This window comes from Chitinispirillales bacterium ANBcel5, from assembly GCA_029688955.1.
Classification (GTDB): domain Bacteria; phylum Fibrobacterota; class Chitinivibrionia; order Chitinivibrionales; family Chitinispirillaceae; genus Cellulosispirillum; species Cellulosispirillum alkaliphilum.
Window position 1 is genome coordinate 85,338 of sequence record JARUKZ010000002.1, and the last position, 12,682, is coordinate 98,019.

Below are 12,682 nucleotides of genomic sequence, written 5' to 3' on the forward strand. Positions count from 1 at the left end.
ATATAATTAATACCTCAAAAGCCATCAATCATATAATGGCTTTTTTTTATAATTCTCCACCAATCTCAACAAAATCATCACTGCGCTGCTGATCATCTACGGGTAATACTTCAGATTCCAGATCTTTTACTTTAAGAGACCGGTACATTTTTGTTCCTGTACCTGCAGGTATCAGGTTACCCATAATAAGGTTTTCTTTTAAGCCACTAAGCCGGTCAGTTTTACCCTCAACCGCAGCTCGTGAGAGTACCTTTGTTGTTTCCTGAAATGATGCTGCGCTCAGAAATGACTCTGTAGTTAAAGAAGCTTTGGTGATTCCAAGCAACATAGGCTTAAATGTAGCAGGTTCACCCCCTTCTGCCAAGACAGCTTCATTTGCCTCTCTAAGCCTCTTTCTATCCACATCGTCGCCTTCAAGAAACTCAGTATCACCGGATTTTTCAACCCTTACCTTCCGTAACATCTGTGCAACGATGACCTCTACGTGTTTATCATTAATAGTAACACCCTGAAGCCTGTAAACAGCCTGAATCTCATCAAGAAGGTACTGCTGAACAGCATTCTCTCCCATGATACGCAATATATCATGAGGATCTATTGAGCCTTCACTAAGCCTGTCGCCGGCTTTTATTCTGTCGTTTTCGTGTACTCTGAGATGTTTTCCAAGAGGAATAAGGTAATCTTTAGCCTCTCCCCCTTCATCCCTGACAGTTATTTTACGACCGCCTCTTTCTATATCTCCAAAAGATACGAAACCATCTATTTCTGAAATGATGGCTGCATCTTTAGGCCTGCGAGCCTCAAACAGCTCAGCAACTCTTGGCAAACCACCTGTAATATCACGACTCTTGCTACTCTCACGAGGTATTTTGGCAACGATATCCCCGGGTACAACCACCTGCCCATCTTTAACCTGAAGGAAACATCCCGATGGAACTGCGATATTTGCAACTCGGTTGCCCTCATCATCAAAAACCTGAACATGAGGATGAAGTTTACGTTCCCTGTGTTCAACAACTACTGTATTGGTAATACCGGAACGTTCATCATAGATTTCTCTGAGAGTATCACCGTCTATTAGGTCACTATACTTTACAGTTCCCTTTTTCGGGGCCATAATGACGTTATTATAGGGATCCCAGCTAAACAGTTCCATTCCTTTGGTAACGTTTTCACCATCAGAGACATTCATAAATGAACCGTAAGGAATGTTATACCTGTATCGTTCACGCTCCTGGGAGTCAAGAACCACAAGTTCACCGGTACGGTTCATAACAACGGTGCCATCCTTGTGCTCTGCGACTTCAACATTGAGCAAAGATACCGAACCCTCGATTTTTGCTATTTCCTTTGACTGAGCAATAAGTCTTGAAGCAGTACCACCAATATGAAATGTACGGAGAGTAAGCTGAGTACCAGGTTCACCGATACTTTGTGCAGCCATAATACCGACAGCCTCACCCACATCTACAACTTTACCGGTTGCCAGATTTCTTCCGTAACATGACTGGCAAACACCTCTTATTGAATCACACGTCAAAACAGATTTAATCTGTACAGACTCAACTCCGACCGATTCAATTTTTAAGGCCAGCTCATCATCAATCAGAGTATTTGATGGACAGATAAGCTCTTCTGTTACCGGATCATAGACATCTTCCTGAGTGGTACGTCCAACTATTCTTGTGGCCAGTGATTCCATAACCTCATCACCCTCACTCAGAGCCTCAATTTCAATACCCTTACTTGTTCCACAGTCTATTTCGTAGATTACCACATCCTGTACAACATCCACAAGACGTCTTGTGAGATATCCTGCATCAGCTGTTTTAAGAGCTGTATCTGCAAGTCCCTTACGCGCACCGTGAGTTGAGATAAAGTACTCAAGAACAGTCAATCCGTCTTTGAAGTTGGAGATAATCGGGTTTTCAATAATCTCACCAACAGCTCCTGTGATCTTTTTCTGGGGTTTCTGCATAAGTCCCCTCATACCAGCAAGCTGTTTAATCTGATCTTTACTTCCCCTTGCCTGAGAATCCATCATTATATAAACAGAATTAAAACCATCTTTATCGCCCGAGAGACGTTCATGCATCTTATCTGCTACATCATTGGTAGTATGAGTCCATAAATCGATAAGTTTGTTATACCGTTCACCCTCGGTAATAATACCCCTGTCATACTGTTTTCTGATTCTATTGACCTCTTCAATCGATTTTTCGATTATTCTCTCTTTTTCGTCTGGAACAATAAGGTCATCAGCACCAAAAGTGATACCTGCACGGGTTGCATATTCATACCCCATGTCTTTTAAGTCGTCAAGAAACTTACAAGTAGTCTTTGTTCCAGATTTTCTAAAGACTTCATTAATTAAGGCCTGGGCCCGTTTTTTGTTCATCAACTCATTAACAAAATCCATACCTTCAGGAAGTATACTATTGAATATTACTCTTCCCGGTGTGGTATCAACAATTTTACCATCCAGACGGAGTTTTATTTTCGCGTGAATATCTACCTGCTTATCAGTTAGCGCATGAATAACTTCTTCTGGTGAAGAGAAACCTCTTCCCTGGCCCTTACGATCAAGTGCAAGTTTTGTAAGATAGTAGATACCAAGCACGATGTCCTGAGTTGGTGTCATCACAGGTTGTCCGGATGCGGGACTCAGTAAGTTGTTAGCACTTAACATTAGAAATCGACATTCAAGCTGCGATTCGAATGAAAGTGGCACGTGCACAGCCATCTGGTCACCATCGAAGTCAGCATTAAAAGCAGAGCAGACTAAAGGGTGTAACCGTATTGCTTTTCCTTCAACAAGAACAGGAAAAAAGGCCTGAATACCGAGCCTGTGCAATGTTGGGGCACGGTTTAAGAGCACCGGATGATCTTTAATCACCTCTTCAAGAATATCCCAAACTTCAGGACGTTCCTTTTCGACAAACTTCTTTGCACTTTTTACAGTTTGTACAAATCCTTTTTCCTCGAGTTTTTGTATGACAAAAGGTTTAAACAGCTCCAGCGCCATCATCTTTGGAAGTCCACACTGATGAATTTTTAGCTCGGGCCCAACAACGATAACACTTCTACCCGAATAATCCACCCTCTTTCCAAGCAAATTCTGGCGGAACCTTCCCTGTTTTCCTTTTAACAGATCACTAAGAGATTTAAGTGGTCTTTTTCCCTCGCCCTTAACAGAAAACGTTCTTCTACCGTTATCAAACAGAGTATCTACTGCTTCCTGTAACATCCTCATTTCATTTCTGAGAATGACCTCAGGAGCCTTAATCTCAATAAGCTTTTTAAGACGATTATTTCTGTTTATTACCCTTCTATACAGATCATTAAGGTCTGAAGTAGCAAACCTTCCGCCCTCAAGAGGTACCAGTGGACGAAGATCAGGTGGAAGAACAGGCAAAACCCTGAGAATCATGTTTTCCGGATTATTTTTTGATCTAAGAAACGCCTCAACAATACGAAGTCTTTTGAGATGTTCCTGTCTTCGCTGCTCAGATGATTCGAGTTTGATTTTTGAGCGAAGGTCAATAGATAGCTCCTCAAGGTCAAGTGTTGCCAACATTTCAAGAACAGCCTCACCACCCATTTTGGCTACAAACTGTTTATCCTGTTCCTCAAGATCAATGAATTCATCCTCACTAAGAAGCATTCCTCTTTTAAGGCTAGTGTTTCCCGGATCTATGACTACATAGGATTCATAATAAACAATGCGTTCAAGTACAGAGTTAGTAAGTCCGAGTAAGTAACTTACATGTGAAGGTACACTTTTAAGAAACCAAATATGAATGATTGGAACAGCAAGTTCAATATGCCCCATTCGTTCTCTACGAACTTTGGAATGGGTCACCTCAACACCACACCGGTCACACACCACTCCCCGGTATCTGATTCTTTTATACTTTCCGCAGTTACATTCCCAGTTTCTAACAGGACCAAAGATTTTTTCACAAAACAGTCCATCCCGCTCAGGTTTAAATGAGCGGTAATTTATAGTTTCGGGTTTTGTAACCTCACCATAGGACCAGTTTCTTATGGTATCCGGAGATGCCAATCTGATTGACACTCCGTTTATTTCATTTATTCTTCTATCTAATTGGCTAAAGCTTTCCGCCACGATAGTACCCCCTTATCTTGGGCCACATAGTATAATCGAACATTAGTTAATTTATGATGCTGTGTCTTCATCTGTCAAAACATCTATATCCAGAGCAAGCGCCTTAATCTCTCTTACCAGTACCTTAAATGATTCAGGTATTCCGGCAGGAGGAGCATTTTCGCCCTTTACTATAGCCTCATAGATTTTTGAACGTCCAGAAAGGTCATCACTTTTCACTGTCAGCACTTGCTGGAGCGTATAGGCAGCACCGTATGCTTCAAGAGCCCATACTTCCATTTCACCAAATCTCTGACCCCCAAACTGAGATTTACCTCCAAGGGGTTGCTGTGTCACAAGAGAGTATGGTCCGATAGATCTGGCGTGAATTTTATCATCAACGAGGTGACATAATTTGAGCATATAAATAGGCCCTACAGTTACTTCGTGATGAAATGGTTCCCCTGATCTTCCATCTCTTAGTTGAACCTTTCCATTCTTTGGAAGCCCCGCCTCTTCTAGAAGATCAATAACATCACTGTAACTTGCACCATCAAACACCGCTGTTGATATTTTTAAATCCAGCTCTTTTGCGGCCCAGCCCATATGCGTCTCAAGAATCTGACCGACATTCATACGCGAAGGAACACCAAGTGGGTTTAATATGATATCAACAGTAGTACCATCAGGCAAAAACGGCAGTTCTTCAACGGGTAAGATTTTTGAAATCACACCCTTATTTCCGTGACGTCCAGCCATTTTATCACCAACAGAGAGTTTACGTTTTTTTGCAACATAAACCTTCACCAACTGAAGCACACCCGGTTTTAGTTCGTCACCGCGAACTACCTTATCAATCTCCTTATCAAGCTTATCTTCATACTTTGCTATGAGATCATTTGCTCTATAAAGGACTTCCTCTGCTTTGCTGTTTTTTTCTGAATCCTGACACAACCCGTCTCTAAATGAGATGCTGGAATAGTCAAGCTTCTGGAGAATTGCCTTAGTCCACTTTTCCCCTTCAGGTATAATAACCTCGCCGGTGTGGAAATTGGTGATCTCCTTTGTTTCAGTATCACTTAAAAATTCAGCCAGCCTCTCAAGCCTGATTCTTTCGATTTCGGTAATCTGCTGTGTTATTTCAGCTTTCAGTTCATCAATACGAGCTTTATCTTTTTTCTTGGAACGTTTATCTCTTTCTTTTCTGGAGTAGACTCTGGTGTCAACAACAACACCTTTCAGCCCCGGAGGTGCCTTAAGTGATGAATCTCTAACATCTCCTGCCTTCTCTCCAAAAATTGCTCTCAAGAGTCGTTCTTCCGGTGAGAGCTCTGTTTCACCCTTAGGGGTAACTTTACCCACTAAAATATCGCCGGCTTCTACTTCGGTCCCAACCCTTACAACACCGTTTTCATCAAGATTCTTAAGAGCCTCTTCTGAAACGTTGGGGATTTCCCTGGTAAGCTCTTCCGGTCCCCGTTTGGTATCACGTACATCAGTCTCAAACACCTCTATATGGACTGAAGTATATACGTCTTCTGCAACTAATCTTTCAGATACAACGATGGCGTCTTCAAAGTTGTACCCTCTCCAGGGCATAAAGGCAACCATCACATTTCTTCCCAGCGAAAGTTCACCTTCCTTGGTTGCATGACCATCGGCAAGAACATCTCCTGCCTTTACTTCCTGACCGGCCTTTACGCACACTTTCTGATTGATACAAGTGTCCTGATTGGAACGTTCATACTTGACAAGTTCATAAGTATCAAATTCAGTGAGTCCAAGTACATCACTTGTTGTTTCATCTTTTACTTTTCGTACAACGATCTTGTTAGCATCAACTTTTTCAACAACGCCGGAGTTCTTTGCAATAATCATACACCCCGAATCGACAGCAGCTCTCGATTCCAGACCAGTTCCGACAAAGGGAGGTTCTGTGGTAAGAAGAGGTACAGCCTGACGCTGCATATTTGATCCCATGAGAGCACGGTTGGCATCATCGTGTTCAAGAAATGGAATCAGACCTGCCGCTATACTCACAAGCTGCATGGGAGAAATATCCATGTAGGAAATCTCCTGTGGCGGGACAACAGGAAAGTCACCTCTATATCTTGCAAATACCATATCCTCTTCTATCACTCCATTTTCATCTGTTGGAGTGTTGGCCTGAGCGATGATATAGTTATCTTCCTGGTCAGCTGTGAGGTAAACTATTTCACCGGTAAGTTTTCCTTCTTCAACTTTTTGATAAGGAGTTTCTATAAAACCAAACTCATTTACACGAGCGAAGGTACTCAAGGAAGCAATAAGACCGATATTAGGTCCTTCAGGTGTTTCAATTGGACAAAGTCGTCCGTAGTGAGTATGGTGAACATCACGAACCTCAAAGCCAGCTCTTTCTCTTGTGAGACCACCGGGACCAAGTGCACTTACTCTTCTTTTATGTGTAAGTTCTGACAGTGGATTAGTTTGATCGAGAAACTGCGAAAGCTGACTTGATCCAAAAAATGCCTGAACAACAGTAGAGACGGTACGTGCATTAATGAGATCCTGAGGTGTAATATTTTCTGTATCCCGTAAGGAAAGCCTTTCTTTTATTGTTCTTACCATCCTTGTCAGCCCCACAGTAAACTGAGCGGCCAAGAGCTCTCCTACCGACCTTACTCTTCTGTTTCCAAGATGATCTATATCATCAATAAACCCGACACCGGCACTTAATCCGGTAATGTATTTATAGGAGGCAATTATATCATCTTCAGTTAGAGTATTAACCCCTTCTGGTGGTGCTACACCAAGCCTGGTATTTATTCTATACCTTCCAACATTGCCAAGATCATATCGCTTCTCATCAAAGAAGAGTCTCTGAATCAGGTTTATTGCAGTTTCCACATTCGGCGGATCCCCCGGCCTCATGGTTGCATACATATAGAAAAGCGCTTCTTCTTCGGATTTGGTTGGATCAGAAGCGAGGGTGTTTCTGATAATCATGTTTTCAGGATTTGGTACATCCTTAAGTATTTCAACTGACTGGACCTGATTTTCAAGTAGTATTTTGAACTTATCTTCGGTAATAACTTCATTGGCATCAATGATTATCTCACCGGTTTCTTCGTTAAAGACAGTTTTTGCATTGATGCTACCGAGAATATCTTCGGTTTTATCTTCTACTATTTTAACCCTTGTAGTATCATAGAAGAGCCCAAGGATTTCTTCATCACTTGAGTAGCCCATAGCGCGCAGAAGAATAGTGGCGGGCATCTTTTTTCTTCTGTCTATGTTAACTGTAAGGATATCGTCAACATCAAGTAACAGCTCTACCCAAGAACCCCTTTGAGGAATAATTCTTGCAGTAAGTAGTTTTTTACCATTTGGATGAATAACTTCGTCAAAGGTGATACCCGGAGACCTGTGCAGCTGACTTACTATAACTCTTTCTGCTCCGTTTATAACGAAAGTACCTCTTTGGGTCATGAGAGGTATTTCTCCGATGTATACTTCATTGGAGATTTTTTCGACGAACTTCTTAGTTTCTCCGTCCTGTTCATACACAAGCAGAGACATGTCCACCTTTAGTGGAGCGGCGTAGGTCATTCCCCGCTCTTTACATTCTTTTAAAGAGTATTTGGGAATACCAAGTTTATATCCATCATATTCTAAAGAGTAATAACCTTTAACATCGTTAACCGGAAAGAGGCTGAGGAAAGAACCGTGTAGTCCTTGCTTTTGTCTCAGCCGCGGCGGAGTATCGGGCTGGAGAAAAAGTTCATAAGACCTTGTCTGTATCTCCAGCAGATTGGGCAGCTCTGCACCCCGTTTAATCCGGGAATAGCTTTTTCTATCTATCATTCGCGCATCCCCTCAGGTTCGTCATATACGGCATTTAGTACAATAACGACGCAAAACACCTTGTTAATCAAGGTGTTTTGCGCCATAAATATTAGGTATTGATTTTTTTTTGGTATTGATAGCAGTTATCCTGCTTAGAAGGTAAATAAGTGTTACTTGATAGTAACAGAGCCGCCAACGTCTTCGACTTTCTTTTTAATTGTCTCGGCTTCTTCCTTCTCAATGCCTTCTTTAATAGGTTTAGGCGCACCATCGACCAGGTCTTTTGCGTCTTTAAGTCCAAGGCCGGTGATTTCACGGACAACTTTGATCACCTGAATTTTCTTATCACCAGCGCCAGTCAGCTCAGCAGTGAATTCAGTCTGTTCTTCAGCGGCTTCCCCACCAGCAGCAGCAGCAGCAGGAGCAGCAGCAATAGCCGTTGGTGCGGCGGCTTTAACATCAAACTTTTCCTCAATAGCCTTTATAAGATCAGACAATTCCAGAACAGTCATGCCCCCGATTGCATCGATGATTTCTTCCTTATTTAAGGTAGCCACAATAAACCTCCATTTAGATGAAATTGTTTTGTTTTCGTTTTTGTGCTGTAAATTATTGCTCTTTTTCCTTTTTATCTCTAAGAGCATCTACAGTACGAACAAATTTTGTAGTAATTCCATTAAGCACACCGGCCATATTTCCAACAGGTTGTTTGAGACACCCAAGGAACATTGCAATCAGGGTATCCTTTGAAGGTAAATCAGCCAGTTTTGTTGCCTGTTCACCGCTGAATGCGGATCCATCAACATATGCTGCTTTAATATTAAGTAGATTCTTGTTTTCTTTTTGAAAATCCCTTAAGACTTTTGCAGGAACAGTAGAATCGTTTTCGGTCACAGCTACCGCAGTCGGTCCTTTAAAATGCTCGTTAAGAGATTCTATACCTATTCGCTTGAAGGCTTCCTTTGCCAAAGAATTTTTGACAACCAGAAAACTTACCCCTTCTTTGCGAAGATTTCTGCGCAGCTCAGTAACTTTTTCCACATTAACTCTGTTGTTATCAGCCACATAAATACCACTTGCGACTTTAAACTTCTGCTCCAAAGTATCTATAACTGCTGTTCTTTCGGCTCTTGTCGACATCTTTTACCAATCCTTCGTTTTTTACCACCAATTTATAAAAAGATGGAAAACTTTATTTCAGATCGTTAACGTTTATTTTCAAACCCTGACCCATAGTACTTGTCAATGTTACTTTTTTTATGTATTGTCCTTTAGCAGCCGAGGGCTTTGCTTTCAGTACTGCATCAAAAAAGGCTTTTGCGTTCTCTATAATGCTGTTAGATTCAAAGGATAATTTTCCAAGTGGCGCATGAAGTATGGCACCCTTGTCGACCCTAAACTCTACTTTACCTTTTTTTAGCTCTTCTACAGCTTTGCCGACTTCCATTGTTACAGTACCCACTTTGGGATTAGGCATAAGTCCCCTGGTTCCAAGAATCTTACCTAATTTTCCAACAACTCTCATCATATCAGGAGTTGCAACCACTGCATCGAACTCCAGCCAGCCACTTTTTATCTTCTCAGCAATGTCTTCCCCGCCAGTATAATCAGCACCGGCTTCTTTGGCCTCAGTTTCTTTTTCACCTTGTACAAAAGCAAGCACTCTTACTGTTTTACCTAAGCCATTGGGTAAAACAGCAGCACCCCTTACAGCCTGATCACTTTTACGAGGATCAACACCAAGCATGACACTGATTTCAACTGTCTCATCGAATTTTACAACAGAATTGCCTTTCAAAAAGTCAACCGCTTCAAGGAGTCCATATTCCTTAAACCTGTCTACTTTTTGATACACTTCTCTATGTTTTTTTCCACGTTTCATTAATCGCTCCACTCCTAAGAAAAAGCTTCCCAAAAAGGTTATTTATTGGATATCTACTCCCATGCTGCGAGCTGTTCCCATGACAATTTTCATCGCAGCATCAATATCATCAGCATTCAGATCAGGCAGTTTAGTTTCTGCTATTTCTTTCAACTGCTCTTTTGTAATAGACCCGATTTTTTCCTTATTGGGAACTCCTGACCCTTTGTCCTTACCCAGTGCTTTTTTTATCAATACAGCGGCTGGTGGAGTTTTAGTAATGAAAGTAAATGAGCGATCGGAATAGACTGTTATTACAACTGGTATTACCAATCCCATGGCATCTTTAGTCTTGGCATTAAACGCTTTACAAAACTCCATGATATTAACGCCCTGCTGACCAAGTGCCGGACCTACAGGAGGAGCAGGAGTTGCCTGTCCGCCTGCAATTTGTAATTTGACCTGACCTACCACTTTCTTAGCCAATTTCTTTAACCCCTTTTATGTTCAACTGATTGGAGTCACATGCATAAAGTCGACTTCTACTGGAGTCTGTCTTCCAAATACACTGACCATAACTTTGATTTTACCCTTCTCTGGATAGATTTCATCAACTACCCCATCGAAATCCTTGAAGGGTCCTTCTTTGATCTTTACAGCATCACCAATCTCAAAAGGAACTTCAGAAATCTGCTGGCGAGAACTCTTCTCGGTCTGTCCCAGAATCCTTCGTACCTCCTCACCTCTGAGGGGCTGTGGTTTATTCCCGCCTACAAATCCTGTTACACCCGGGCTGTTTCTGACCGCATAAACAGTATCCTTGCTAAGCTCCATCTCCACCAGTACATAACTTGGGAAGAATTTACGGGTGGTTTTAAGCTTTTTACCGTTTTTAACCTGTACCACATCCTGTGTAGGCATGAGGACCTGCTTGATCTGTTCTCCCAGATCACCGGACTGGATTACTTCCTGAAGGTGATTAAACACCTTACTTTCCTGACCGGAATAGGTGTGCACTACATACCATTTCGCTGCCATCGATTTACCTCTGACTACCTTTACTGATTGAACCTTAGAATTACACCTATAATAGGATTTATCAGACTATCACAGGCAAAGATATACAAAGATACTACGATACTCAGAACAACCACCAATAAAGTAGCACCACTTACTTCGCTCCTTGATGGCCAACTTACTTTTGCCAATTCGGTGCGAACATCTTTTAAGTATTGTATTAACTTCTGCATTTTTTGCTACTACCAAGGATTACAGGCCTGGAGGGACTCGAACCCCCAGCCAACGGTTTTGGAGACCGCCACTCTACCAATTGAGCTACAGACCTATTCTCCGGAAGAGATATTTGAAATCTTCAACTGATGTCACCGGAGCGACATTTCCTACTGTTAAAACGTAACAAGTTTACCGCGTTTCTTTATGCGGTGTTCTTTTACGTTCAAAAGCGCAAAACTTAATAAACTCTACACGACCGGAATGTTTTCTTTTATTCTTAGTCGTTTCGTAGTTGCGCTGTTTGCAGGAAGTGCATTCCAGTGTTATTCTTTCTCTGGGCATACTAAAAATCGCTCTCGTTGACGTTTATTAATTACTCGATAATCTCTGTAACAACACCAGCACCAACTGTACGTCCACCTTCACGTATAGCAAAGCGTAGTTCTTTTTCCATCGCAACAGGAGCAATAAGCTCTACAGTTATCTGTGCGTTGTCACCAGGCATTATCATCTCAACACCTTCAGCAAGATTAAGTGAACCTGTTACATCAGTTGTACGGAAGTAAAACTGTGGTCTGTATCCGCTGAAAAATGGTGTGTGGCGTCCGCCTTCTTCCTTAGACAGTACAACAACCTCTGCCTTAAACTTTTTATGAGGTGTGATTGATCCGGGTTTTGCCAAAACCATTCCGCGCTCGATATCGTTTTTATCGACACCACGCAGAAGTGTACCAATGTTATCACCTGCTTCTGCTTTATCAAGAAGCTTGCGAAACATTTCAACACCGGTCACAACAGTTTTACGGGATTCTTTAAGACCAACCAACTCAACCTCATCACCAACCTTAACTGCTCCACGCTCCACACGACCGGTAGCTACAGTACCACGACCGGTGATAGAGAACACGTCTTCAACTGACATAAGGAAATCCTTATCAGTTTCACGCTCTGGAGTAGGAACGTATGAATCGATAGCAGCCATAAGATCAAGAATACACTTTGAAGCTTCAGCGTCTTCTGGATTGGTAAGAGCACCAATTGCACTACCTCTTACGATTGGAATGTCATCACCTGGGAATTCATAGTTGGAAAGAAGTTCGCGAACTTCAAGCTCCACCAACTCAAGAAGCTCAGGATCATCTACAACGTCTACCTTATTAAGGAACACGACGATGTAAGGAACACCAACCTGACGAGCGAGGAGAATATGTTCACGAGTCTGAGGCATAGGACCATCAGCTGCACTTACTACAAGAATAGCACCATCCATCTGTGCTGCACCTGTAATCATGTTTTTAACATAATCAGCATGTCCTGGACAGTCAACGTGGGCATAATGACGATTTTCTGACTCGTACTCCACATGTGAAGTAGCGATAGTAAGGATCTTGGAATCATCACGACGTCCCTGAGATTCAGATGCCTTTGCAACTTCATCGTAAGAGATGAACTGCGCAAGTCCTCTGGATGCCATTACACGTGTGATTGCTGCAGTCAGCGTCGTTTTACCATGATCCACATGACCGATCGTACCAACATTTAAATGGGGTTTAGAACGATCAAATTTTTCCTTTGACATGGAAACCTCTCAGTACATGGTGGATGAATGAATTAATTTATTATATGATTATAATTGAATTTGCCGTTACCAC

General features: G+C 42.0%; 10 protein-coding genes and 1 tRNA gene. All 11 read right to left on the minus strand.

All coding sequences use genetic code 11. From position 1 onward, the window contains the following. Positions 1-46: 46 nt before the first annotated feature. Positions 47-4,129 (minus strand): DNA-directed RNA polymerase subunit beta', encoded by a 4,083-nt coding sequence (rpoC, locus tag QA601_01545; GenBank protein ID MDG5813750.1) that lies wholly within the window; start codon positions 4,127-4,129, stop codon positions 47-49. Positions 4,130-4,180: 51 nt separating this feature from the next. Next, a complete protein-coding gene (gene rpoB, locus QA601_01550) occupies positions 4,181-7,954 on the minus strand; it encodes a DNA-directed RNA polymerase subunit beta (GenBank protein ID MDG5813751.1) in 3,774 nt (1,257 codons plus the stop codon). 152 nt (positions 7,955-8,106) lie between these two features. After that, entirely contained in the window at positions 8,107-8,493 is a 387-nt protein-coding gene (rplL, locus tag QA601_01555) for a 50S ribosomal protein L7/L12 (protein MDG5813752.1), read from the minus strand. Between the two features lie 52 nt (positions 8,494-8,545). Further along, a complete protein-coding gene (gene rplJ / locus QA601_01560) occupies positions 8,546-9,076 on the minus strand; it encodes a 50S ribosomal protein L10 (protein ID MDG5813753.1) in 531 nt (176 codons plus the stop codon). Between the two features lie 52 nt (positions 9,077-9,128). Next, the gene (gene rplA, locus QA601_01565) at positions 9,129-9,818 is read right to left on the minus strand and encodes a 50S ribosomal protein L1 (GenBank protein MDG5813754.1); all 690 of its coding nucleotides are present in this window, start codon (positions 9,816-9,818) and stop codon (positions 9,129-9,131) included. A 42-nt stretch (positions 9,819-9,860) separates the two neighbouring features. After that, positions 9,861-10,283: a 50S ribosomal protein L11 gene (rplK, locus tag QA601_01570; GenBank protein MDG5813755.1), complete on the minus strand. Its 423-nt coding sequence runs from the start codon at positions 10,281-10,283 to the stop codon at positions 9,861-9,863. Between the two features lie 21 nt (positions 10,284-10,304). Continuing rightward, complete coding sequence (gene nusG / locus QA601_01575; GenBank protein ID MDG5813756.1) at positions 10,305-10,835, minus strand: transcription termination/antitermination protein NusG; 531 nt, start codon at positions 10,833-10,835, stop codon at positions 10,305-10,307. Between the two features lie 20 nt (positions 10,836-10,855). Then, on the minus strand, positions 10,856-11,047 hold the full coding sequence (gene secE, locus QA601_01580) for a preprotein translocase subunit SecE (GenBank protein ID MDG5813757.1): 192 nt from the start codon (positions 11,045-11,047) through the stop codon (positions 10,856-10,858). Between the two features lie 22 nt (positions 11,048-11,069). Further along, positions 11,070-11,142 (minus strand) — tRNA-Trp (locus QA601_01585). A 77-nt stretch (positions 11,143-11,219) separates the two neighbouring features. Further along, a complete protein-coding gene (gene rpmG / locus QA601_01590; protein ID MDG5813758.1) occupies positions 11,220-11,372 on the minus strand; it encodes a 50S ribosomal protein L33 in 153 nt (50 codons plus the stop codon). 31 nt (positions 11,373-11,403) lie between these two features. Continuing rightward, positions 11,404-12,609, minus strand: a complete 1,206-nt coding sequence (tuf, locus tag QA601_01595) for an elongation factor Tu (GenBank protein ID MDG5813759.1) — start codon at positions 12,607-12,609, stop codon at positions 11,404-11,406. Positions 12,610-12,682: the final 73 nt, after the last annotated feature.

What these genes read in the sequence shown, in the direction of transcription:
- rpmG (MDG5813758.1), bottom strand. Translation starts at nt 11,372, where the DNA reads ATGCCCAGAGAAAGAATAACACTGGAATGCACTTCCTGCAAACAGCGC.
- secE (MDG5813757.1), bottom strand. Translation starts at nt 11,047, where the DNA reads ATGCAGAAGTTAATACAATACTTAAAAGATGTTCGCACCGAATTGGCA.
- rplJ (MDG5813753.1), bottom strand. Translation starts at nt 9,076, where the DNA reads ATGTCGACAAGAGCCGAAAGAACAGCAGTTATAGATACTTTGGAGCAG.
- nusG (MDG5813756.1), bottom strand. Translation starts at nt 10,835, where the DNA reads ATGGCAGCGAAATGGTATGTAGTGCACACCTATTCCGGTCAGGAAAGT.
- rpoB (MDG5813751.1), bottom strand. Translation starts at nt 7,954, where the DNA reads ATGATAGATAGAAAAAGCTATTCCCGGATTAAACGGGGTGCAGAGCTG.
- rplA (MDG5813754.1), bottom strand. Translation starts at nt 9,818, where the DNA reads ATGAAACGTGGAAAAAAACATAGAGAAGTGTATCAAAAAGTAGACAGG.
- tuf (MDG5813759.1), bottom strand. Translation starts at nt 12,609, where the DNA reads ATGTCAAAGGAAAAATTTGATCGTTCTAAACCCCATTTAAATGTTGGT.